Annotated in this window: 24 protein-coding genes and 1 riboswitch; of the genes, 8 read left to right on the top strand and 16 right to left on the bottom strand. The window is 61.1% G+C overall.

What is annotated here, in order from left to right; all coding sequences use genetic code 11:
• Positions 1-6: 6 nt before the first annotated feature.
• The 12 genes from ACR0JN_RS10110 to dnaK all read right to left on the bottom strand — a co-directional run bounded on the left by ACR0JN_RS10110 (position 7) and on the right by dnaK (position 10,820).
• Complete coding sequence (locus ACR0JN_RS10110; protein ID WP_480885399.1) at positions 7-741, bottom strand: ABC transporter permease; 735 nt, start codon at positions 739-741, stop codon at positions 7-9.
• Positions 738-1,463: an ABC transporter ATP-binding protein gene (locus ACR0JN_RS10115; RefSeq protein WP_480885400.1), complete on the bottom strand. Its 726-nt coding sequence runs from the start codon at positions 1,461-1,463 to the stop codon at positions 738-740. The genes ACR0JN_RS10110 and ACR0JN_RS10115 overlap by 4 nt, the downstream gene beginning before the upstream one ends.
• The gene (gene tenA / locus ACR0JN_RS10120; RefSeq protein ID WP_480885401.1) at positions 1,460-2,134 is read right to left on the bottom strand and encodes a thiaminase II; all 675 of its coding nucleotides are present in this window, start codon (positions 2,132-2,134) and stop codon (positions 1,460-1,462) included. The genes ACR0JN_RS10115 and tenA overlap by 4 nt, the downstream gene beginning before the upstream one ends.
• Entirely contained in the window at positions 2,131-3,066 is a 936-nt protein-coding gene (locus tag ACR0JN_RS10125) for an ABC transporter substrate-binding protein (RefSeq protein ID WP_480885402.1), read from the bottom strand. The genes tenA and ACR0JN_RS10125 overlap by 4 nt, the downstream gene beginning before the upstream one ends.
• Before the next feature lie 18 nt (positions 3,067-3,084).
• Positions 3,085-4,050: a HesA/MoeB/ThiF family protein gene (locus ACR0JN_RS10130; protein ID WP_480885403.1), complete on the bottom strand. Its 966-nt coding sequence runs from the start codon at positions 4,048-4,050 to the stop codon at positions 3,085-3,087.
• Complete coding sequence (locus ACR0JN_RS10135; RefSeq protein ID WP_480885404.1) at positions 4,047-4,643, bottom strand: thiamine phosphate synthase; 597 nt, start codon at positions 4,641-4,643, stop codon at positions 4,047-4,049. Before ACR0JN_RS10135 ends, ACR0JN_RS10130 begins: the two co-directional genes overlap by 4 nt.
• Positions 4,640-5,404 carry a thiazole synthase gene (locus ACR0JN_RS10140; RefSeq protein WP_480885405.1) on the bottom strand — a complete coding sequence of 255 codons (765 nt, stop codon included), beginning with the start codon at positions 5,402-5,404 and terminating at the stop codon, positions 4,640-4,642. The genes ACR0JN_RS10135 and ACR0JN_RS10140 overlap by 4 nt, the downstream gene beginning before the upstream one ends.
• 3 nt (positions 5,405-5,407) lie before the next feature.
• The gene (thiS, locus tag ACR0JN_RS10145; RefSeq protein ID WP_480885406.1) at positions 5,408-5,602 is read right to left on the bottom strand and encodes a sulfur carrier protein ThiS; all 195 of its coding nucleotides are present in this window, start codon (positions 5,600-5,602) and stop codon (positions 5,408-5,410) included.
• Positions 5,586-6,563 (bottom strand): FAD-dependent oxidoreductase, encoded by a 978-nt coding sequence (locus ACR0JN_RS10150; RefSeq protein ID WP_480885407.1) that lies wholly within the window; start codon positions 6,561-6,563, stop codon positions 5,586-5,588. The genes thiS and ACR0JN_RS10150 overlap by 17 nt, the downstream gene beginning before the upstream one ends.
• Entirely contained in the window at positions 6,560-7,363 is an 804-nt protein-coding gene (gene thiD, locus ACR0JN_RS10155) for a bifunctional hydroxymethylpyrimidine kinase/phosphomethylpyrimidine kinase (protein WP_480885408.1), read from the bottom strand. Before thiD ends, ACR0JN_RS10150 begins: the two co-directional genes overlap by 4 nt.
• A gap of 45 nt (positions 7,364-7,408) precedes the next feature.
• Positions 7,409-7,515, bottom strand: a riboswitch (TPP riboswitch).
• A 174-nt stretch (positions 7,516-7,689) separates the two neighbouring features.
• A complete protein-coding gene (gene dnaJ, locus ACR0JN_RS10160; RefSeq protein ID WP_480818054.1) occupies positions 7,690-8,838 on the bottom strand; it encodes a molecular chaperone DnaJ in 1,149 nt (382 codons plus the stop codon).
• 74 nt (positions 8,839-8,912) lie between these two features.
• The gene (dnaK, locus tag ACR0JN_RS10165) at positions 8,913-10,820 is read right to left on the bottom strand and encodes a molecular chaperone DnaK (protein ID WP_480818055.1); all 1,908 of its coding nucleotides are present in this window, start codon (positions 10,818-10,820) and stop codon (positions 8,913-8,915) included.
• Between the two features lie 214 nt (positions 10,821-11,034).
• Here dnaK and ACR0JN_RS10170 point away from each other — a divergent pair, with 214 nt between their 5' ends.
• Positions 11,035-11,637: an alpha-ketoglutarate-dependent dioxygenase AlkB family protein gene (locus ACR0JN_RS10170; RefSeq protein ID WP_480885409.1), complete on the top strand. Its 603-nt coding sequence runs from the start codon at positions 11,035-11,037 to the stop codon at positions 11,635-11,637.
• Here the strand turns inward: ACR0JN_RS10170 and ACR0JN_RS10175 are convergent.
• Positions 11,634-12,455, bottom strand: a complete 822-nt coding sequence (locus ACR0JN_RS10175; RefSeq protein ID WP_480818057.1) for an ABC transporter permease — start codon at positions 12,453-12,455, stop codon at positions 11,634-11,636. The genes ACR0JN_RS10170 and ACR0JN_RS10175 overlap by 4 nt on opposite strands.
• Positions 12,456-12,577: 122 nt before the next feature.
• Between ACR0JN_RS10175 and cysQ the strand changes: the two genes are divergently transcribed.
• From cysQ to ACR0JN_RS10210, 7 genes are all read left to right on the top strand, one after another.
• Complete coding sequence (gene cysQ, locus ACR0JN_RS10180; protein ID WP_480885410.1) at positions 12,578-13,375, top strand: 3'(2'),5'-bisphosphate nucleotidase CysQ; 798 nt, start codon at positions 12,578-12,580, stop codon at positions 13,373-13,375.
• Positions 13,375-14,175, top strand: a complete 801-nt coding sequence (locus ACR0JN_RS10185) for a 3-deoxy-manno-octulosonate cytidylyltransferase family protein (RefSeq protein ID WP_480885411.1) — start codon at positions 13,375-13,377, stop codon at positions 14,173-14,175. The genes cysQ and ACR0JN_RS10185 overlap by 1 nt, the downstream gene beginning before the upstream one ends.
• 70 nt (positions 14,176-14,245) lie before the next feature.
• Positions 14,246-15,229: a UDP-glucose 4-epimerase GalE gene (gene galE, locus ACR0JN_RS10190; protein WP_480818060.1), complete on the top strand. Its 984-nt coding sequence runs from the start codon at positions 14,246-14,248 to the stop codon at positions 15,227-15,229.
• On the top strand, positions 15,189-16,277 hold the full coding sequence (locus ACR0JN_RS10195) for a glycosyltransferase family 2 protein (RefSeq protein ID WP_480818061.1): 1,089 nt from the start codon (positions 15,189-15,191) through the stop codon (positions 16,275-16,277). Before galE ends, ACR0JN_RS10195 begins: the two co-directional genes overlap by 41 nt.
• Before the next feature lie 188 nt (positions 16,278-16,465).
• Positions 16,466-17,452, top strand: a complete 987-nt coding sequence (locus ACR0JN_RS10200; RefSeq protein WP_480885412.1) for a glycosyltransferase family 2 protein — start codon at positions 16,466-16,468, stop codon at positions 17,450-17,452.
• Positions 17,449-19,149: a DUF5927 domain-containing protein gene (locus ACR0JN_RS10205; RefSeq protein WP_480885413.1), complete on the top strand. Its 1,701-nt coding sequence runs from the start codon at positions 17,449-17,451 to the stop codon at positions 19,147-19,149. Before ACR0JN_RS10200 ends, ACR0JN_RS10205 begins: the two co-directional genes overlap by 4 nt.
• A 6-nt stretch (positions 19,150-19,155) precedes the next feature.
• Entirely contained in the window at positions 19,156-20,601 is a 1,446-nt protein-coding gene (locus ACR0JN_RS10210; RefSeq protein WP_480885414.1) for a nodulation protein NodH, read from the top strand.
• Here the strand turns inward: ACR0JN_RS10210 and ACR0JN_RS10215 are convergent.
• Genes ACR0JN_RS10215 through ACR0JN_RS10225 form a run of 3 tightly spaced genes read right to left on the bottom strand, consistent with a single transcriptional unit; the run spans position 20,585 to position 23,196 of the window.
• A complete protein-coding gene (locus tag ACR0JN_RS10215; protein WP_480818065.1) occupies positions 20,585-21,103 on the bottom strand; it encodes a L,D-transpeptidase family protein in 519 nt (172 codons plus the stop codon). The two genes, ACR0JN_RS10210 and ACR0JN_RS10215, sit on opposite strands and share 17 nt — an antisense overlap.
• Positions 21,104-21,159: 56 nt before the next feature.
• A complete protein-coding gene (locus tag ACR0JN_RS10220; protein WP_480885415.1) occupies positions 21,160-21,945 on the bottom strand; it encodes an ion transporter in 786 nt (261 codons plus the stop codon).
• Positions 21,946-21,966: 21 nt separating this feature from the next.
• On the bottom strand, positions 21,967-23,196 hold the full coding sequence (locus ACR0JN_RS10225) for a class I SAM-dependent RNA methyltransferase (RefSeq protein WP_480885416.1): 1,230 nt from the start codon (positions 23,194-23,196) through the stop codon (positions 21,967-21,969).
• Positions 23,197-23,304: the final 108 nt, after the last annotated feature.

The following is a 23,304-nucleotide window of genomic DNA, read 5'->3' on the forward strand; positions in this document are numbered from 1 at the left end:
GAAGTGTTAACGCGCCTCACCCGCCATGCGCGCGGTGGCGCGGCGGATGATCATGTGCAGTACAATCGAGAACACGCCCAGCGTCAGCATCGCCGCGAACATCAGATCGGTCTTGGCACGGCCATTGGCCAGCAGCATCAGATAGCCCAACCCCTGTGAGGACCCGACCCATTCGCCAATCACCGCCCCGATTGGTGCATAAACCGCCGCGAGGCGCATCCCGGAAGCAAGCGAAGGCAAAGCGGCGGGAATGCGGATATGCCACAGAACGCTGCGCGGGCTCGCCTGCATGGTGCGGGCCAAGTCCAGATAGCCCGCAGGGGTCCGCATCAGTCCATCAAAAAAGGATGAGGTGATCGGGAAATAGATGATCAGAACCGCCATCGCGACTTTGGACCAAAGCCCATAGCCCAGCCACAGGGTCAGCAACGGAGCTAGCGCAAAGACCGGCAGCGCCTGCGTGAACACCAGCATCGGCTGCACCAAAACCCGCGCGGCCCGCGAGTTGGCCAATTGCAGCGCTGTCACCACGCCCAACACGGTTCCGACGGCCAGACCGATGACCACCTCAACCGCCGTGATCCATGTGTGCTCGGCAATCAGCCAGCGGTTCTGCCACCATGTCTCGGCGACCAGCGCCGGGCCCGGCAGGATGAATTTCGGCAGGCCTGTCAGGCTGACAATCGCCTGCCAGACGGCCAGCGCAAACACGGTTGCAGCAAGGGCGGATAGGGCTTTCATGCCCCTTCCCGCAGCAGTTTCAGCAGCGCGCCTTGCGTTTCCAAGGTCTCAAGATCGTCCACATGGCGCGGCGCGGGGGCTGCGGGCGGATCGCAGGGCGTCAGGCCGTGCTGGGTCATCACCACGATGGACTGGCCCAGACGCGCGGCCTCGGCCGGGTCATGGGTGACCAGCAGAACGGTGCGGCCTTGTAGTACCTCGGCGGCCAAATCCTGCATGTCGGCACGGGTGCGGGCGTCGAGGGCTGAAAAGGGCTCGTCCAGCAGCACGATGGGGCGGTCCTCCATCAGCGTCCGGGCGAGGGCCACGCGTTGCCGCTGACCGCCCGAAAGTTCGGCAGGTTTCTTGGTCAGGTGATCCTGCAGGCGCATCCGCTCGATCAGCCGATCCCGGCGGTTCAGATCGACGGTTTCGCCCCGCAAACGCGCACCCAGCGAGACGTTTTGTGCCACTGTCGCCCAAGGCAGCAAAAGATCGTCCTGCGCCATATAGGCCACGCGCTCGGGTACTGGCTGGCCGTCGCTGGCGCTGATCTGACCGCTGAATTCGGCCCCCGTCTCCAAACCGGCAATCAGCCGCAGAACGGTGGTTTTGCCAACGCCCGATCCGCCCAGCAGGCAAGTCCACGCCCCGGACCCGAGGGTCAGGGTCAACGGCGCGAACAAGGTCGCGCCGTCGATAGTGGCCGTGCCGCTGATGGTCAGATCGGGCGCTTGGGTCACGGCGTCAGGCCCATTTGCCAGAAATTAACCTCCAAAGCTGTGGCCGTCTTGAAGGTCTCACACAGACGATCCCAGCGCGGAGAGGCTTCGAAATCTGCCCCAATACGCCGTGTTAGGGCCTGATCCAGCAGTTCCCCGACCGCCTGACACGCGCCTTGGTAATCCTCACCGGCATAGGTGTTGATCCAGTCGCGATAGGTGTCCGAGGTCGCCTCAACCGCCAGCCGCGCGCCGATCTCGCCATAGCCCATCACGCAGGGCGCAAGCGCCGCCAACAGGTCGAGCAGATCACCGCTGTACCCTGCCTCGAGCACGAAGCGGGTATAGGCCAGATTCTCGGCCCGTTCGGGGGTTGCAAACAGGTCCTCTTGCGAGATCCCTGCCGCCTCGCAAATGCCGATATGCAGCTGCATTTCCTCGGCGACCAGCGCATTCACGGTGCCAACGGCGGTCAGCATTTCCATATGCGTTTCCGATTTCACCACCGCCAGCGCCCAGGCGCGCGAGAAATGGATCAGGAACACATAATCCTGCCGCAGATAGTGCAGGAACGCCGCGCGCGGCAGCGTTCCGTCCTTCAACCCTTCGACAAAGGCGTGGCGGGTATAGTCCCGCCACGGGCCCTGCGCGGCATCGCGCATCAGGGCGAAGGCTTTGCCATACCCGCTCATTGCGCGGTCACGTCGATGGCGATGTCGCTGACCGGATTGATGCTGTCGATCATGCCGCTGTCGTTCAGGAATTGCTCGAACCGGGCATAGCGACCGGCCTCAAGACCCGCCGGGCGCAGGGCAAAGCGCGGCAGCGTGTCGACCCAGGCGCGGGCGTTCAATTCGTCCTGTAGTTCGGTCGAGGTGGCGGCGAAAATCTCCCAGCTTTTTTCCGGGTTGTTGACGATATATTGCGTGGCCTTCTCGGTCGCGGCGAGGAAACGGGTGACTTTGTCGATATCCATCGTCTCGGGGTTGGCGACATAGATCAGCTCGTCATAGGGCGGCACGCCTTCTTCCTCGATATAGAAACAGGTGCCGGGGACGCCTTCGATGTCCATCTGGTTCAACTCAAAGTTCCGGTAGGCACCGATCACCGCATCCACCTGTCCGGACATCAGCGAAGGCGAGAGCGAGAAGTTCACATTGATCATCTCGACCTCGTCCAGCGTCACGCCGTATTTGCCCAGCACGGTGCCCAGAACGGCCTCTTCCACACCGGCAACGGAAAAGCCGATCTTCTTTCCCTTGAGGTCGGCGGGCGATTTGATCGGGCCGTCCTGCAGCACCAGCAGGCAGTTCAGCGGCGTCGCGACCAGAGTGCCCACACGTTTCAGCTGCAGGCCTTCGTGGATTTGCAGGTGCAATTGCGGCTGGTAGGACACGGCCAGATCAGCCTGACCGGCGGCCACTAGACGAGGCGGGGCGGACGGGTCGGCGGGCGGGACGATTTCAACCTCAAGCCCCTGCTCGGCGAAATAGCCGTTTTCCTGCGCCACGATGATGGGGCCGTGATCGGGGTTGATGAACCAGTCCAGCAGGACGGTCATCTTGTCCTCGGCCCAGGCGGGCGCGGCGGCCAGCAGGGCAATTGCAGCGATCAGTTTCTTCATGTCTCGCGTTTCCTTCTTTCACGAGGTTGAGGCCGCGACGAGGACAATCTCGCCCGGCCAATCCGGTTTAATCTGTTCGGCAGCGCGCCATGCGCGCAGGCCGGTGGCACAACACAGCGCCAGTCGTTTTCCCTTGTTAGGGTCCATTTTGTACAATCCTTCGGGCGAAACGCGCTGCGCGCTGGGATGCACAGGGGTCGGTGCTTCGTCAACGTCGCGCAGTTCGATGATCTGGTCCTCAGCCGTCAGTTGGCTGGCCGAGAGAAAGCGGAAACAGCTATTGGGTTCGGGGGCATCATCAAAGCGGAACCCGCTGCTGCGTAAGGTGCGGCCATCATATTGGACCATCTGACCCAGAGGCGACGGATCGATGCCCAAAATCAGATTCAGCGCCATCTGCGCCTGCATCGTACCGATGGTTCCAACCACCGGGCCCAGAACGCCTGCGGTGGCACAACTGGCCCCGCTATCAGGCGCATCAGGGAACAACGCCCGCAGCGATGGCGCACCGCCACAAAACCCACCGACATAACCCGACAGCCCAAGAACCGAGGCGCTGATCAGCGGTTTGCCCTGCGCCAGACAGGTGTCCGACAGGATATAGCTGGCCGCATAGCTGTCGGCGCAATCGAGGATCACGTCTGCTTGCGCCACAAAACTGGCTGAATTTTCACTTGTTAGAGCCCCTTTCTGACCAGCCACGGCGATTTCGCCATTTAAGGCGCGGCACCGATCCGCAGCGATTTCGGCTTTGGGCTGGCCGCAGTCCGCCTCGGCAAACAACGTCTGGCGGTGCAGGTTCGACAGGTCGACCGTATCCCCATCCGCAATGGTGATCCGCCCGACTCCAGCCCCGGCCAACAGCGGCAAGACCGGCGCAGCCAGCCCTCCGGCCCCCACCACCAGAACCCGTGTCGAGGACAGAAGCGCCTGCCCCTTGGGCCCGACCTCGGACAGCAGGGTTTGGCGGGCATAACGGCTCATCTGGTGACCTCGATCCATTGGCGCACCCGCGCCTCGGGGTCGTCGTTCAGGATGATATCGGTGACGACCGAGACGATATCCGCCCCCGCCTGCAGGACGCTAGGCGCGCGTTCGACGCTCATCCCACCGATGCCGACCAGAGGGATATCGCCAACGCGCGCCTTCCATTCGGTCACACGCGGCAGGCCCTGCTGATGCCATTTCATCTTTTTCAGGATGGTCGGATAGACCGGGCCCAGAGCGACATAATCGGGGTCCATGGCCAACACCCGTTCCAATTCATCATCGTCATGGGTCGAGACGCCCAGCTTCAGCCCCGCCCTACGGATGGCTTTCAGATCGGCATCGTCCAGATCCTCCTGCCCCAAGTGAATCCAATCGCAGCCCAGATCAATCGCCTGCTGCCAATAGTCATTCACCACCAGCACCGCGCCATGGTCCCGGCACAGATCGCGCGAGGTGGCAATCTGGTCGCGCACCACACCCTCGGGCTGATCCTTGACGCGCAACTGTACCAGCTTCACGCCCAAAGGCAGCATCCGGCGCAACCAGTCAGAGTGATCAAAGATCGGATAGAAACGATCCAGCGTCATGACAGAAAGGCCTTTCCGATCACTGGGGTTGAGGGTTCGGCCATATCGCGCGCCTCGATCGGGTCGGCCTGATGGGCCAGTTGCCCGGCCTCAATCGCGCGCATCATGGCGCGGGCCATCATTGCCGGATCCCCGGCGCGGGCAACGGCGGTGTTCAGCAGAACGGCATCATAGCCCAGTTCCATCGCATGGGCGGCGTGGCTAGGCAGGCCGATACCTGCGTCGATGACCAGCGGCACATCAGGAAATTCAGCCCGCATCGCGCGCAGAGCGTATTCGTTGTTCAACCCCCGCCCCGAGCCAATCGGCGCACCCCAGGGCATCAGCACCTCGCACCCGGCGGTCAGCAGACGCTCGCCCACGATCAGATCGTCGGTGGTGTAGGGGAAGACCTGAAACCCATCCTCGGTCAGAATGCGCGCGGCCTCGACCAGTTGGAACACATCCGGCTGCAGGCTGTCCGTGTGGCCGATCAGTTCCAGCTTGATCCAGTTGGTATCAAACACCTCGCGTGCCATCTGGGCGGTGGTCACGGCCTCTTTCACCGTGTGGCAGCCCGCGGTGTTGGGCAGGATCAGAACGCCGAGGTCCTGAATCATCTGCCAGAAGGTCTGCCCCGCGCCGGATTCGCGGCGCAGAGACACTGTGGCCACTCCCGCACAACTTTCGCGGAACGCCTGTTCCAGTATGGCCGGGCTGGGATATTGCGCGGTGCCCAGCATCAGCGGGTTGGGCAGCTCGGTGCCATAAAACCGTTTCATCCGTCAGCCTCCCTGCATCGGCGCGACGACCTCAACTCGGTCGCCATCGGCCAGTTTATGAGCCGCGCGCAGGCTGGAGGGCACAAAGCTTTCGTTCACAGCCGTCGCGACTCGGCCCGAGAGTCCGCATTCCTCCAGCACCTCGGCCAGCGTTTCCGCCCGCACCTCGCGCGTCTCGCCGTTAAACACGATCTTCATCGACCATCTCCGAATGTTTGTTCTCAAGCGCCAGGTCGGCGACGCCCTGCGCCAGCGCCGGGGCCAGCAGATAGCCATGGCGATAGAGGCCATTGGCATAGATCGTCCGCCCCAAGCGCCGGATACGCGGCAGGTTATCGGGAAATGCCGGGCGCAGATCGACGCCGATTTCCAGAACCTCGGCCTCGCCGAATGCAGGGTTCAGCGCATAGGCCGCACTGAGCAGTTCCAGCATCGAGCGTGCGGTGATCCGGCTGCTATCCTCGGACTCGATCATCGTCGCGCCCAGCATGTAGATGCCGTCGCCGCGCGGCACGATATAGAGCGGCATGCGCGGATGCAGCAGCCGCACGGGCCGGGTCAGGGTCACGTCCGGGCAGCGGATCACCAGCATCTCACCCTTCACGCCGCGCAGATCATGCAGCACCTCACGGGCATGCAGGCCGCGGCAATCGATGGCCTGGTCCAGTCGGGCGGGGGCGAGTTTCCGGTGAAACGTGACGCCCTTGTCCTTCAGGTCGCCGTACAGGTCGCGCAACGCCTGTCGCGGCTCCACATGCGCTTCGTCCTTGAAATAGAGGCCCTTGCCGAACCCGTGCAGATCAGACTCTAAATCGCTGATTTCTGCCTGATCTACATCCTGAAACCCCTGCGTCCGGCGCGCAAACCGGCGCAGGTCCGGCACATCGCGCGTATTGGCAACCACCAATGTCCCCCGCCGCTGCACCGCGGTCCGGGCCGCCCACCAATCGATGGCCTGCTGGCCCAGCCGCAAGACAGGTTCCTCGGCGTTTTCATATTCGCACCACGGCGCCAGCATCCCGCCAGCCCACCACGAACACCCGTGCGGGCCCGGAAGACCACCGGGATCGAACACCTGCACCGCCACCCCGCGCGAGACAAGCTCGCTGGCGACAGCCAATCCGGCAACACCCGCGCCTATGACGGACCAGACGGTCACGCAGGCCAGATCCGATGGAAGTGATGCACGGGACCGTGCCCCTGCCCGATCCTCAGATCGTCCGCCGCCGAGATCGCGCCTTGCAGATAATGATGCGCCTGCGCCACCGCGTCTGTCAGGGAAAGACCTTGGGCCAGCCCCGCAGCGATCGACGAGGACAAGGTGCAACCCGTGCCATGGGTATTCTTCGTGTTCTGCCGCGGCGCTTGGAATTCCCCCACCACACCCGAGCTATCCATCAAAAGGTCATGACAGACATCCCCGGCCCCATGCCCGCCTTTCATCAGAACGGACTTCGCCCCCAGCCCGCACAGCGCAAGGCCTTGCGCGATCATATCTTCCGGCGTCTCGGCAGAGGGTTGATCCAGCAGGCGCGCCGCCTCCGGTAGGTTCGGTGTCAGCACCGTCGCGCGCGGCAGCAGGACTTCGCGCAGAGTCTGCACCGCTTCATCAGCCAGCAGCGCGTCCCCTGATTTCGCGATCATCACCGGGTCCAGCACAATGGGTCCCTCGAATTCCGAAATCGCCCCTGCGACGGCGTGAATGATCTCGGGCGTGGCCAGCATCCCGATCTTGATCGCGCGCACGTCCAGATCGCCAAGAACCGCATCGATCTGCGCGGTGATGACATCCAGCGGGATGCCATGCACCGCTGTCACGGCCTGCGTGTTCTGCGCGGTCACAGCGGTAATCACACTGGCCCCATAGACACCTAGCGCCGACATGGCTTTCAGGTCTGCCTGAATCCCGGCTCCGCCGCCGCTGTCCGACCCGGCAATCGTCATCGCAATAGGTGCCATCCGTGTGCTCCATCTCTGTTGGGCAACGGGGGCGTGGAAAACGTCTGACGTGTTAAGACCGTTCCCTCCGCCGGAATTGCCCGGATCAGGTTCGATGGGTTGATGCAGCCGCACCTCTCAGCCCTTTCAAAAGGGCACCCCAACGGTTGGCGCGGAACATCTCAGGCGCAGCACAAAGAATCAAGGGGTTTTTGCGAGGCTCTGCCTCGCGCTCCGGGATATTTTTGGCCAGATGAAGAACGGATCCCCTGCTTCATCTGGCTCTAAATATCCCGGGGGAGTCGCGGCCTGACGCGGCGGGGGCAGAGCCCCCGAATTCCGACCTATCAGCCTTTCATTCCATCCCAGAAGGATTTGACGGATGAGAAAAAGCTTTTCGATTCCGGATGGTTGTCTTCCCCCAGATCATCAAATTCTTTCAGCAGTTCTTTCTGGCGGCTGGTCAGGTTGACCGGCGTTTCTACGGCCAGCTCGATGAACATGTCGCCGACACTCCCACCACGCAGAGCGGGCATGCCCTTGCCACGCAAGCGCATCTGGCGGCCAGACTGACTGCCTGCAGGAATCTGTACGCGACCGCGGCCGCCATCGATTGTCGGCACTTCGATCGAACCGCCAAGTGCCGCCTTGGCCATACTGACCGGCACGCGGCAATAGAGGTTCACGCTGTCGCGTTCGAACAGTTTGTGGTCCGAGACCTCGACAAAGATATAGAGATCGCCCGGAGGGCCGCCGCGCATTCCGGCTTCGCCTTCGCCCGCAAGGCGGATGCGGGTGCCGGTTTCGACCCCTGCGGGGATGTTGACGGACAGGGCGCGTTCTTTTTCGACGCGACCTGCGCCATTGCATGATTTGCAGGGGTTCTTGATGATCTGGCCCAGACCGGAACAGGTTGGACATGTCCGTTCAACGGTGAAGAAGCCCTGCTGCGCACGGACCTTACCCATCCCAGAACAAGTGGGACAGGTAGTCGGTTCGACACCGCCTTCGGCGCCCGAACCGTCACAGGCCGAACAGGCCACGGCGGCGGGCACATTGATGGTTTTCTGCAGGCCGGAAAAAGCCTCTTCCAGCGTCACGCGCAGGTTGTAGCGCAGGTCGGACCCGCGCGCGGCGCGGCGTCCACCGCCACCGCGTTGCTGACCACCCATGAAATCGCCGAACAGGTCATCGAACACGTCCGAGAAGGCGCTGGAGAAATCGCCCTGACCGAAGCCGCCGCCGGGACGGCCACCGCCACCCATGCCGTTTTCAAAGGCGGCGTGGCCAAAGCGGTCATAGGCGGCTTTTTTGTCTGCATCGCGCAACACGTCATAAGCCTCGTTGGCTTCCTTGAACTGCGCCTCGGCATCCGGGTTGTCTTTGTTGCGGTCGGGATGCAGTTCCTTGGCCTTCTTGCGAAAACCCTTTTTGATCTCGTCCGCCGATGCGCCCTTGGCTACGCCGAGCACATCGTAATAGTCGCGTTTTGACATCAGTGTTTCCTTATGCCTCAACGTATTTGGGCCGGCCCGGTGTCCGGACCGGCCCGCATTGGCCCGGTTACCCGTTAGTTACGCTTGTCGTCGTCCAGATCTTCGAACTCGGCGTCGACAATGTCATCATCGCCAGGAGCCGCATCCGCAGCTGCGGGCTCTTCTTCGCCCTCTTCGGCCTCCGCCTTGTAGATGGCTTCACCCAGCTTCATCGCAGCCTCAGTCACGTTCTGGATGCCGGACTTGATCTTGTCGGCATTTTCAGTTTCCAGTTCGTCCTTCAGTGCGGCAATGGCCAGCTCGATGGCTTCGATGGTGGTCGGGTCGACCTTGTCGGCGTGTTCCTCCATCGACTTCTCGGTCGAGTGGATCAGGCTTTCCGCCTGGTTCTTGGCGTCGACCAGCTCGCGGCGTTCCTTGTCGGCTTCCGCGTTCTCTTCGGCGTCCTTGACCATCTTTTCGATATCGTCATCGGACAGACCGCCCGAGGCCTGAATGGTGATCTTCTGCTCTTTGCCCGTACCTTTGTCCTTGGCCGAAACCGAGACAATACCGTTGGCGTCGATGTCAAAAGTCACCTCGATCTGAGGCATGCCGCGGGGTGCGGGCGGGATGTCTTCGAGGTTGAACTGACCCAGGATCTTGTTGTCCGCAGCCATTTCACGCTCACCCTGGAACACGCGGATGGTCACGGCGTTCTGGTTGTCTTCGGCGGTCGAGAAGACCTGAGACTTCTTGGTCGGAATTGTCGTGTTGCGGTCGATCAGGCGGGTGAACACGCCACCCAGCGTCTCGATGCCCAGCGACAGCGGGGTCACGTCCAGCAGAACCACGTCTTTGACGTCGCCCTGCAGAACACCAGCCTGAATGGCGGCGCCCATGGCAACCACTTCGTCCGGGTTCACACCTTTATGCGGCTCTTTACCGAAGAATTTGGTGACCTCTTCGATGACTTTCGGCATCCGGGTCATACCACCGACCAGAACGACCTCATCGACGTCGCCAGCCGACAGGCCTGCGTCTTTCAGGGCCGCCTGACAGGGCTTCATCGACTTTTTGATCAGGTCCGCAACCAACGATTCCAGCTTGGCACGGGTCAGTTTCATGACCATGTGCAGCGGCTGGCCGTTCGAACCCATCGAGATGAACGGTTGGTTGATTTCGGTTTGCGAGGTCGAGGACAGCTCGATCTTGGCTTTCTCAGCGGCTTCTTTCAGACGCTGCAGGGCCATCTTATCGGCAGACAGATCGACGCCATGCTCTTTTTTGAACTCATCCGCCAGGTAGTTGACGATGCGCATGTCAAAGTCTTCACCACCCAGGAAGGTGTCGCCGTTGGTCGATTTGACCTCGAACAGGCCGTCGTCGATTTCCAGAATGGTCACGTCGAAGGTACCGCCGCCAAGGTCATAAACCGCGATGGTTTGGGTTTCTTCCTTGTCCAGACCATAAGCCAGAGCAGCCGCTGTCGGTTCGTTGATGATCCGCAGCACTTCCAGACCGGCGATTTTACCGGCGTCTTTGGTGGCCTGACGCTGGGCGTCGTTGAAGTATGCGGGAACGGTGATGACCGCCTGTGTGACGTCCTCACCCAGATAGCTCTCGGCGGTTTCCTTCATCTTGCCAAGCGTGAAGGCCGAGATCTGGCTCGGGGAGTACTTTTCACCGCGGGCTTCAACCCACGCGTCGCCATTGCCGCCATCGACGATGGCGTAGGGCACCATTTTCTTGTCTTTTTCGACTTCGGCATCATCCACACGACGACCGATCAGACGCTTGACGCCAAAGATCGTGTTGTCGGGGTTGGTGACCGCCTGACGTTTTGCAGGCTGACCGACCAGACGCTCATCTTCGGTGAAGGCGACGATCGAGGGCGTGGTCCGCGCCCCTTCGGCGTTTTCGATGACCTTCGGCTGCGAGCCGTCCATGATGGCCACACACGAGTTGGTGGTGCCGAGGTCAATCCCGATTACTTTTCCCATTTTTGCAATCCCTTTCTCTTCAAGGCGATGTCCCGAGGGCCGGACCCGTTACGGCATCCTGTCCCCGATCTGATGTGCGCGACAGCACTACACCATCGCGCGTCCCGGCGTATATAAGGGCCAGACCAAGGGCCTGCAAGCACCGTAAAACGCAGGTTTTCGGGAATCTGAGGCCTTTTTTGGCAAGGATTTGGAAAGGAATGGGGTTTCTGGAATGACGCGGCTGCTTTTGCGGGATTTCGATATCAGAAAGGGCTATCTGGATGGGGCTGCTCAGACGCGGCTGATCGACCTGCTGCGCCCGATTCTGAAAGCTGCGCCGCTGTTTCGCCCGGTGACGCCCTCGGGCAAGGAAATGTCGGTGCGCATGACCTCGGCCGGGGCGCTGGGTTGGGTCACGGACAAAGGCGGGTATCGATATCAGTCCGAACACCCCAAGGGCGGCACGTGGCCGGGTATACCAAACCCGATCCTTGATATCTGGCGCGATCTTGTCAGCACAGATCGTGCGCCGGATTGCTGCCTGATCAACTATTATGGCGAGGGCGCCCGGATGGGTCTGCATCAGGACAAGGACGAGGCGGATTTTTCCTGGCCGGTCCTGTCCGTCTCGCTGGGCGATGATGCGCTGTTCCGGATCGGCAATCTGACGCGCGGCGGCAAGACCGAATCCCTCTGGCTGAACTCGGGCGATGTAGTGATCATGGGGGGACCGGCCCGGCTGGCCTATCACGGGGTGGACCGTATCCGGTTCGGATCATCCAAGCTGTTGGCGAAAGGCGGGCGGATCAACCTGACGATGCGGGTGGCAAACTAGCGTCGGGCGTTCCAGCTTTTCGAGACATGCTGGCGGGTGTAGAACTCGGCCAGCAGCCCGATCATTAGCAAGGCAATCCCGACCCACAGCGCATATTCCCAACTGGTGTTGCGTGGAAAATAATTGCGGAACACAAAGCCGCGGCATTGATCGATCACGTGAAACAGCGGGTTCCAGGCAAACATCATCAAAAGCCCCCCGCCCAGCGCGTTGGCGACAAACATCTTGCCGGAAAACACCATGTTCATACGGCGGTAGATATTGCTGAGCATGCCTGCGGTTGTCGGAAACCACGGTTTCATCGCCATGAAAACCAGCCCCACGGCGCAGCCGGTGAACCAGGCCAGGATCAGCATCGCAAAAGCACCGCCGGGATCCTGCATCTCCAGTGGCGCAACGCCGACACTGTAGACAAACAGGATCACCAGAATGGACATCAACTGCTTGTACAGCGTGCCAAACGCGGCGGACAGGATCATAACCATCGCGTTCATCGGTGAATGCAACATCATCGGATTGTTTTGCCCGCCCAGCTTAGACAGCGCGCTGACGCCCTGAATATGGGTCATGAACAGGAAAACGCCGGACAGAAGATACAGAATGAACTCGCCCCGGATTTTCGCCACGCGCGTGCCCATGAAGGACATGATCAGATAGAACACCATTGCCATCAGGACGATCTGCAGAATGTTCAGCACAATCGCCACAACCGCATTCGAATGCCTGGCGCGCACATCACGCACCACGCCATGGAACACCAGTTCCGCCGTGGTGAACGCACCGCCCAGCAGCGTTTTGTTGCGGTCGAAATAGAACACGTGGTGGGTCTTTCCTGCTTTGTTGCCCTCAATCTGGCATCATTGTCTTGCCGTTCCGTAACCGGCACATCATAAGTCCGTCAGGATCTTGGATCAACAAACCACAGGAACGGAGCTTTTTTGTGACCTACGACGCGCTTATCCCCGTTATCCGGCGTCTGGCCCTGGAAGCAGGCGACAGGATCATGGAGATCTACAACTCGGATGATTTCGACGTAAAGGTCAAATCCGACGCCAGCCCCGTGACCGAAGCGGATGAGACTGCCGATGCCCTGATCTCGGCCGGGTTGCGCGACGCCTTTCCCGATATCCTGCTGGTGACCGAGGAACAGGCGGAATCGCATTCAGAAAAAGGCGATACGTTCCTGATTGTTGATCCGCTGGACGGAACCAAGGAGTTCATCAATCGGCGCGGCGATTTCACCGTCAATATCGCTCTGGTGGAAAACGGGGTTCCGACCCGCGGCGTAGTCTACGCCCCGGCCAAAGGACGCATGTTCTACACGCAGGCCGATGGCCAGTCGGTCGAGGAAACCGGCGCGCTGGATAAGGCGCAGGCAGGTACGCTAACGCCAATATCAGTGTCTAACCCGGACAATTCCGCGCTTCTGATCGTCGCGTCCAAATCGCATCGTGATCAGGCGACCGAAGATTACATCAATAAATATCAGGTAGCTGACAGCAAAAGCGCGGGCTCATCGCTGAAATTCTGTCTGGTCGCGACGGGTGAGGCTGACCTCTACCCCCGTGTGGGCCGGACGATGGAATGGGATACTGCTGCGGGCCACGCGGTGCTGGCGGGTGCAGGCGGTCAAGTGGTGCGGTTCGACGATCATAGCCCGCTGACCTATGGCAAGGACACCTATGCAAACCCGTTCTTCATCGCCTACGCTCCGGGTGTTGAGCTGAAGGAGGCCTGATGTCCGTTCTGATCGCGATCCCCGCCCGTTATGCCTCATCCCGCTATCCGGGCAAGCCCTTGGTGCCGCTGACCGGAGCGAATGGTACCGCGATGACGCTGATCGAACGGTCGTGGCGGGCGGCGAAATCGGTCTCGGGCGTGGATAAGGTGGTGGTCGCAACCGACGACGACCGTATCCGCGAGATATCCGAGGGGTTTGGCGCCGAGGTGGTGATGACCTCGGACACGTGTTTCAACGGCACCGAACGCTGCGCCGAGACGCTGGAAGTTCTGGGCGGAGGCTACGATATCGTGGTCAACTTGCAGGGCGACGCCCCCCTGACCCCGCATTGGTTTGTCGAAGACCTGATCACCGGCCTGCGCGCCGCACCGGATGCGGGCGTTGCCACGCCGGTGCTGCGCTGTGATGGCGCGGCCCTGAACGGCCTTCTGAACGACCGCAAACACGGGCGGGTCGGTGGGACAACCGCTGTGTTCGCTGCCGACCATAGTGCGATGTATTTCTCGAAAGAGGTCGTACCCTACACCGCGCAGACCTATGCAGATGACGAACCGACGCCTGTGTTCCACCATGTTGGCGTTTATGCCTATCGCCCCGACGCGCTTGCTGCCTATCCCACATGGTCCACCGGCCCGCTGGAACAGCTTGAGGGGCTGGAGCAACTGCGGTTCATGGAAAACGGTCGCACCGTTCTGTGCGTCGAGGTCGAGGCCAAAGGCCGCCAGTTCTGGGAATTGAACAACCCCCAGGACGTGCCCAAGATCGAGGCGATGATGGCCGCGATGGGGTTGGATTGATCCGTTTTCCCGGTGGCGCTGAGCGCCCAAACCCCCTACACACGCCGGGATTCTTGACGGTGAGCAAATCATGACGAACATTCTTGTAACCGGCGGTGCGGGCTATATCGGATCGCATGCCTGCAAGGCTCTGGCGCAGGCGGGCTACACGCCGGTAACCTTCGACAATCTGGTTACCGGCTGGCAGGACGCGGTGAAATTCGGCCCCTTCGCGCAGGGCGATCTGCTGGACCGAGCGCGTCTGGACGAGGTGTTTGCCGAATACCAGCCCGCCGCCGTCATGCATTTCGCTGCCCTCAGCCAGGTGGGCGAGGCGATGCGCGAGCCGGGGCGCTACTGGTCGAACAATGTCACCGGCTCGCTGAACCTGATCGAGGCGGCGGTGGCGGCAGGTTGTCTGAACTTCGTGTTCTCCTCGACCTGCGCGACCTATGGCGATCAGGACAATGTGGTACTGGACGAAACCGCCGCGCAACACCCGCTGAACGCCTATGGCGCTTCAAAACGTGCCATCGAAGACATCCTGCGGGATTTCGAAGCCTCCCACGGCCTGCGCAGCGTGATCTTTCGCTACTTCAACGTGGCCGGAGCGGACCCGGATGGCGAGGTGGGCGAGTTCCACCGCCCCGAAACCCATCTGGTGCCGCTGATGCTCGACGCCATCGACGGCAAGCGCGACGGGCTGACCGTGTTCGGCACCGATTACGACACGCCCGACGGCACCTGCATTCGCGATTACGTCCATGTCTGCGATCTGGTCGATGCCCATGTACTGGGGCTGAACTGGCTGGAACAGGACAAGGGCAGCCGGGTGTTCAACCTTGGCACCGGCTCGGGTTTTTCGGTGCTGGAAGTGATCGAACAATCGCGCAGCGTCACCAATCGCCCCGTGCCCTATTCGGTCGGGCCGCGCCGGGCGGGCGATTGCACCAAGCTTGTCTCGGGCTCAGTACGGGCCGAGGCCGAACTGGGCTGGACGCCAAAACGATCAACGTTAGAGACGATGATCGGCGATGCCTGGCGCTGGCATCAGAACGGCCACTACGACAAGTGAGGGGTCTGTGACCAGCGCGGCCCAGACACTGCCGCCCATAAGCTGGGCGCAGAGCTATCGGTTGCGGTGGAAACGGCGCAGGCTGTTGTGGCACTCCTTCCGAAGCCGCCGCGACTTGACCAGCCTGAGCGACCGCACCAACCGGATCGGCCCCGGCGACATTCTGGCCTTTACCGCCCTGCGCAACGAAATCACCCGCCTGCCGTGGTTCCTGCATCACTACCGCCGCCTTGGGGTGAACCACTTTCTGTTCGTGGACAATGGCAGCGACGATGGCAGTACCGAGTATCTGTTGCGGCAACCGGATGTCTCGGTCTGGCAGACCCAAGCAAGCTACCGCGAAGCGCGCTATGGGATGCTGTGGCTGACCTGGCTGCAAATGCGCTACGGCCACGGGCACTGGACCTTGATGGTCGACGCTGATGAGTTGCTGATCTATGCCCATCACGAGGCGCGATCCCTGCACGACCTGACCGCATGGTTGGACGACACAGGCCGGACCACCTTTGGCGCTTTGATGCTGGACCTTTATCCCAAGGGCCCGCTGGGCACGCAAAGCTATGATCCCGAAACCGACCCGACCGAGTTGGTCAATTGGTTCGACCCCGGCCCCTACCGGGCCGTGCGGCAAAGCCCGATGGGCAATCTGTGGCTGCAGGGCGGCGCGCGCGAGCGGGTTTTCTTTGCCGACACACCGCGCAAATCGCCGACGCTGAACAAAATCCCCCTGATCCGATGGTCGCGCCGGTATGCTTACGTCATTTCCAGCCATTCCATCCTGCCCCGGCACCTGAACGCGGGCTATGACGGGCCAGACGGTCAGACCCCCTCGGGCATTTTGCTGCACACCAAGTTCCTGCCCGAAATCATCGAAAAATCCCGGATCGAGAAACAAAGGCGGCAGCATTTTCACGATCCGGACCAGTTTGCAGGCTATTACGACGACATTGTTAATCAGCCCGACATGTGGACTTCACACTCGGTCAAATACACCGATTGGGAACAGATGCAGGCTCTGGGTCTGATGAATTCCGGCGGATTTGCCTGAACGGGCCCGGGACGTCGGCTAAAAACCACTAGGGGGAACTAACGGGTTTTAAACTCATTGCCTCGAAACATGCAAAAATGTCATAACACGGCAATTGCCCGGCACCACTCTGGCCTGAACCAGCCCCGGGCATGCTCGCGTAGGAGTATAGGTTTGGCAGTCGCGTGAGCCTGTTGGAATCATACCGAATGAGGTTGCGGCGCAAGCGCCGTCTGGTGCGTTGTCTGCGCAAACGGCGGCAATTGAAGCCGGTCAGCAACAACACGCAGACCATCCGCCGCGACGATGTCCTGCTGATGAGCGTGGTGCGCAACGAAAAAATCCGCCTGCCGTTCTTTCTGGACTACTACCGCACGCTGGGCATCAATCACTTTCTGTTCGTCGACAATGACAGTGACGACGGCACGGCCGCGTTTCTGGAAGCACAGCCGGATGTTTCGGTCTGGCAAACCAAGACCAGCTATAAAAAAGCGGGCTACGGGCTGGACTGGTCCAACTACCTACTGCGGAAATATGCGCATAAACACTGGGTTCTGACCGTCGACCCGGACGAATTCTTTGTCTACCCGTTCTGCGACACCCGCCCCATCCGCGCGCTGACCGACTGGCTGGATATGACCGGTGTGCGCAGTTTCGGCACCATGCTGATCGACATGTATCCCGAAGGCCCGGTGGACGCAGACCCCTACCGCGAAGGCCAGAACCCGTTCGAGGCCGCAAACTGGTTCGATGCGGGCAATTACGTGATCAGCAAGAACCCCGATTACCGGAACCTTTGGATTCAAGGTGGCCCACGCGCGCGGGTGTTCTTTCGCGACAACCCGTCAAAAGCGCCCGCGCTGAACAAGATCCCGCTGGTGAAATGGGACCGGCGCTATGTTTATGTCAGTTCCACCCATGCGCTGCTGCCGCGCGGGCTGAATCAGGTTTATGACGAATGGGGCGGCGAAAAGATCAGCGGCGCGCTGTTGCATGCCAAGCTGATCAGCACGCTGGGCGACAAGGCGCGCGAAGAGATGCAGCGCGGCCAGCATTTCAGCAGTTCATCGGAATACCGCGCCTATGCCACGCAGTTGCAGGACAGCCCGGTCTTTCACTGCGACTGGTCCGAACGCTACATCAACTGGCGACAGCTGGAGATTCTGGGCCTCATGTCGAAAGGAAACTGGGCATGAGCAGCTTGGGCATCGTCATGCTGGTGCATACAGCGCTGGACCGGGCCGAGCAGGTGGCGCGGCACTGGGCGGCCTCGGGCTGTCCGGTGGTGATCCATGTGGACGGCAAAGTGCCTAATAGTGCCTATTCCGCATTCGTTGAGGCCTGTGCTGACAATCCGCTGATCCTGTTCTCGGACCGGCATACCTGCGAATGGGGCGGTTGGGGCATCGTTGCCGCCTCGCAATCCGCCTCCGCGATGATGCTCGACCGGTTCCCGGACGTGCGCCATGTGTTTCTGTCCTCGGGCGCGTGCCTGCCCCTGCGCCCGGTGCAGGAGCTAGTCGACTACCTGTCCGACAGACCCCGTGTCGATTTTATCGAAAGCGCGACGACAGCGGATGTCAGCTGGACCATTGGCGGGCTGGATCACGAACGCTTCACCCTCCGGTTTCCGTTTTATTGGCGCAGGCAGCGCAAGCTGTTCGACGCCTATGTAAAATTGCAGCGCGCGCTGGGCATGCGCCGCCAGATCCCCGAAGGGCTGGTGCCGCATATGGGCAGCCAGTGGTGGTGCCTGACTCGCCAGACCCTGTCGGCGATCCTGCAGGACCCCAAGCGCAAGCTCTATGACCGTTATTTCCGCCGGGTCTGGATACCCGACGAAAGCTATTTCCAGACGCTGGCGCGGCTTTATTCCACGCATATCGAAAGCCGGTCGCTGACCCTGTCCAAGTTCGACCACGAAGGCCGCCCGCACATCTTCTACGACGATCACCTGCAATTGCTGCGCCGGTCCGATTGCTTTGTCGCCCGCAAAATCTGGTGGCGGGCCGAGCGGCTGTATCAGGCCTTTCTGACCGATCAGACCTGCGCAATGAAACCTGCGGAACCCAACCCCGGCAAGATCGACCGCGTCTTCGCCAAGGCGGTCGAACGGCGCAGACGCGGCCGCGACGGGCTGTATATGCAGGGCCGCTTTCCGCGGCACGGGTCGGAAAACGGCCTGACCTCATCGCCCTATTCGGTGTTTCAGGGGTTCACCGAACTGTTTGAAGATTTTCAGCCCTGGCTGACCGCCGCCACCGGAACCCGCGTGCACGGGCATCTGTTTGGCCCCGATCGGGCCGAGTTCGCCAACGGCGAAACTATCACCCATGGTGCGCTCAGCGACTGCGCCACCTTGCGCGACTACAACCCGACGGCGTTTTTGTCGAACCTGATCTGGAACACGCGGGGCGAGCGGCAGTGCTTTCAGTTCGGCCCGACCGACACGCAAGAGATCAACTGGTTTCTGGCCCGCGACAAGAACGCCCAGATCTCGGTCATCACCGGGGCCTGGGCCATTCCTCTGTTCCGCTCGAACATGAATTTCGCCGACATCCGGACCGAGGCCGCCCGCCTGCAGCAGATCGAGACCAAACAGCTTGAGGTTCTGACCTCGGTCTGGACCAAGGCGCGGATGCGCCGCTGGTCGTTGGTAGAGTTCATCGAATCCCCGATGGAACTGCTGCACACGATCATCGAAGAGATCGGGACGCCCCATCCGCCGCATCTGATCGAAACCCCGAAAATGGTCGATCTGTCGGGCTTTGGGAAATTCCTGCAGAACCTCAAGAATCAGGGGATGCACCCGCAACTGATGGGCGATTTCCCGGTGGATGACGTGTTCGGCACCCAGACCAGACCCTATCGCAAACCCTATCTGGTGCAATAACCGCCCATGACCGCCAAGTTTGACTATTTCATCATTCTGGCCGCCATGCGCACGGGTTCAAACCTGCTCGAGGCCAACCTGAACGCGCTGGACGGCGTGACCGGTCATGGCGAGGCGTTCAACCCGCATTTCATCGGCAAGGTAAAATCGCAAGATCTGCTGGGCGTCACGCTGGACGACCGCGACGAAGACCCGGCCCGGCTGATCCAGGCCATTCGAACGGCGCCGGGCGCGCTGAACGGGTTTCGCTATTTCCACGATCATGACCCGCGCGTTCTGGACATGGCGCTGGACGATCCGCGCTGCGCCAAGATCATCCTGACCCGCAATCCGCTGGACAGCTACCTGTCGCTGAAAATTGCGCGCGAGACAAAGCAGTGGCAGCTGAAGAACATCAAACGCCGCCTCGACGCCAAGGTCACTTTTCTGGCCAATGAATTCGCGGAGTATCTGGATCAACAGCAACGCTATCATCAGATGCTGCAGCACCGGCTTCAGACCTCGGGGCAGGTGGCGTTTTGCCTGAGTTACGATGACTTGAGCCAGTTGGACGTTCTGAACGGCCTCGCCGCCTGGCTGGGGGTCGGGGCGCGGCTGGATCGTCCGGACGACACGCTGAAGCCGCAAAACCCCGGCACGGCGCAGGACAAAGTCACCAACCCTGTGGAGATGGAGCAGGCCCTGTCTCAGCTCGACAGGTTTTCCCTGCACCACACCCCGGATTTCGAACCCCGGCGCGGGCATGCGGTGGTGTTTTACGTCGCCGCACCGAAAACGCCGCTGATGTATCTGCCCATCCGCAGCGGGATCGAACCTGCGATTACCGATTGGCTGGCAAAGCTGGACGGGGTCAAACCCGAGGGGCTGCTGACCGACCGCAACCGCAAACAGACGCGGCGCTGGATGTCCTCGCATCCCGGCCATCGCAAGTTCACGGTCCTGCGTCACCCGCTGGCCCGCGCGCATACCGCCTTTTGCACGCGCATTCTGAACAAGGACCCCGGCAGTTATCAGATCATCCGCAACACGCTGCGCAACAAGTTCAAGCTTCCAATCCCCGGTCAACTGCGTGACCACAACTATTCGCTCGATCAGCACCGCGAGGCCTTCGCCGCCTTCCTGCGGTTTCTGCGCCACAACCTGAACGGCCAGACCCCGATCCGGGTGGACGGGACATGGTGCAGCCAGTCCCGCGTGCTTGAGGGGATGTCGGGCTTTGCCCTGCCCGACCTGATCTTGCGGGAAGAAGAAATTGCCACAGCCCTGCCCGATCTGGCCCGCGGTCTGGGCCACACTAAATCGCCGACCGTGGAAAGCTGCGCACCGGAAACGCCCTATACGCTCGACCAGATATACGACGCACAGCTTGAGGCGCTGGCGGCCGAAACCTACCAGCAGGACTATGTGCAATTCGGCTTTGACGCGTGGAAACCGCTTACGGGCGCAGGGTGATCACGGTGCCTTCGTTGACCATCGCGTAGATCTCTTCGATCTCTTCGTTTTTCACTGCGATGCAACCCGCCGTCCAGTCGGGGGTCTTTTTCGCGCGTTTGAACTCGGATCGCAGATTGGGCTGTCCGTGGATAAAGATATCACCACCCGGATCGACCCCGGCGGCCTTGGCCTGCGCCCGGTCGGCAGAGTTCGGGTAGGAAATCCCCAGCGACAGATGATAACGGCTGCGCGGGTTGCGGCGGTCGATCAGATAAGTGCCCTCGGGCGTGCGACCGTCACCTTTCTTGGTCTTGGTGCCACCTGGCGCAAAGCCCAGATCCACCTCGTATTCCTTCAAAATCTTGTCGTTATGCAAAAGGTACAGCTTGCGCGCACCCTTGTTGACCACCAATGAGGTTACTTCCGGCCCATCATAAGTAAGAAATCTAGGGTTGGCTGAAGCACAAGCCGAAAGGCTCAGCGTAGCCATTGCACCCAATCCAAATGCTCGACGATCCATGTTTCACTGCCTGCTGTTTTTTTTCAGCATTATGCCAAAATTCCTGAAAACTGAAATCACTTTTTGCTGTTTGCCTGCTCAATCAGGCGGCGTTCGATGTTTTCCAACCGCTCCAGCACCTCATCCCGGTAAGCGTCGGTTTTCACTTCGTCTTCCGCATGATGCGCATCCTGCATCGAATTCACGATCAAACCCACCAGCAGGTTCACCACCGCGAAGGTGGTAACCATGATGAAGGGAACGAAGAACAGCCAGGCATAGGGATAGACCTCCATCACCGGGCGGACGATGCCCATGGACCAACTTTCCAGCGTCATGATCTGGAACAGCGTATAGGCCGACAGGCCCAGATCGCCGAACCAGTCGGGGAAGGAATATGAGAACAGCTTGGTCGAGATCACCGCGCCGATGTAGAACAGGATCGCCATCAACAGGAACACGCTGGCCATGCCCGGCAGGGCCGAGATAAAGCCTTCGACCACCCGGCGCAGGCGCGGCGCGACCGAAATCACCCGCAAGACCCGCAGAATCCGCAGCGCCCGAAGCACCGACAGGCTGCCCGCGCTGGGCACCAAAGCGATGCCGACGATCAGAAAATCAAAGATATTCCAACCGCTTGTGAAAAACCGACGACCCGTGGCGATCAGTTTCATCGCAATCTCGGCCACGAAGATGGCAAGGCACAGCTTATCCAGAATCACGATCAGGGGGCCCGCGGCCTCCATCAGGGTGGGTGAGGTCTCCATCCCCAGCAGGATCGCATTAAAGATGATAACGCCGGTGATGAACCGCCCGAAGGCGGGCGCTTCGATAATGGACAGCAACCGCTGCTTGAACCCCATGTCTGCCTCTTTCCTGTCTGCTCAAGTTGCGGGGTTCAGCACAAACCGCGCGGCAAGTTCCGTATGTGACGACCATCGAAATTGGTCAACGACCTGTACCCATTCAAGGGTGTAGCCCGCGTTAACCAGCGTTTTAGCATCCCGTGCGAACGTGACCGGGTTGCACGAGACATAGGCGATGACCGGGCGTTTGGCCTGCGCCAGTTCGGCCACCTGCGCCTCGGCCCCGGCACGGGGCGGATCCAGAACGACGGCGTCAAAAGCTTTCAGTTCATCCGGCATCAGAGGACGGCGAAACAGGTCACGCGCCTCGCTGGTGATGCGTTTCAGGCCCTGGGTGCGACGCCAGCCCTGATCCAGCGCTTGCGTCATCGCGGCCTCGCCTTCGACCGCGTGGATTTCCGCTGATTGTGCCAGCGGTAGCGAGAGGGTTCCGCTGCCTGCAAACAGATCGACAATGCGTTTTGCGCCTTCGGTTGCCTCGGATACCGTCTGTGTTAGAGCCTGTTCTCCATCTTTCGTCGCCTGCAGAAAGGCCCCCGGCGGCGGCGTCACTTCGGCGCTTCCGAACCGCTGCACGGGCGGGTGACGCATGGCGATCACCTCACCGTCCCAACTGAGCCGCGCCAGCCCGTGCTTCTCGGTCGCCTGCGCCAGCGCCAGTTCCAGCGGGCCGTCCAGCGGCTTGCCGCCTTTGACCGCCACGTCCAAACCGGATTCGGACAGGGTCAGGGTCACGGCCAGCACGCCCTTGCGGCTACCGCCCAGAACCGCCAGCGCCTCGGCCACGGGAATGGCGGCGATCAGGGCCGGGTCCAGCAGGTGGCAATCTGGGATTTCAGTGATCGTGTCCGAGGCGCGGCCATGGAATCCGGCCAGCGTTCCCTTTTTTGTCCGCCTGACGGCAATGGTCGCACGACGGCGGGATCGTTCGGGCGAGGTGCGAATGGGCCGCATCGGGGCATCAAGCCCCTGCGCGGCCAGCGCGTTGCGCACCACCGCCACTTTCCAATCGGCCACAAACGCGTCCGAGGCGTGCTGCAACTGGCACCCCCCGCAAGCCTTGTAGTGGCGGCAGGGCGGTTTCACGCGTTGATCCGAGGGCGTTTCAATGCGGATATCGGTCAGAACCTGACCGTCGAGCCCACCGCTGACCTCCTCACCCGGCAGGGTGCGCGGGGCGTAGACCGGACCCTCGGCGATGCCGTCGCCCTGATGCCCCAAACGGTTAATGGTGAAGTTCTGCCTCATGACCGGCCTGATAGCCGGGCTTTGCGGACAAAAAAACCCCTTTGGGTCTTTTGCATTTGTATTGGATCGAAATACGCTGCCTCTCCCTTCGGTCGAACGCGCATCTCG

The organism is Ruegeria sp. G12 (assembly GCF_056533565.1).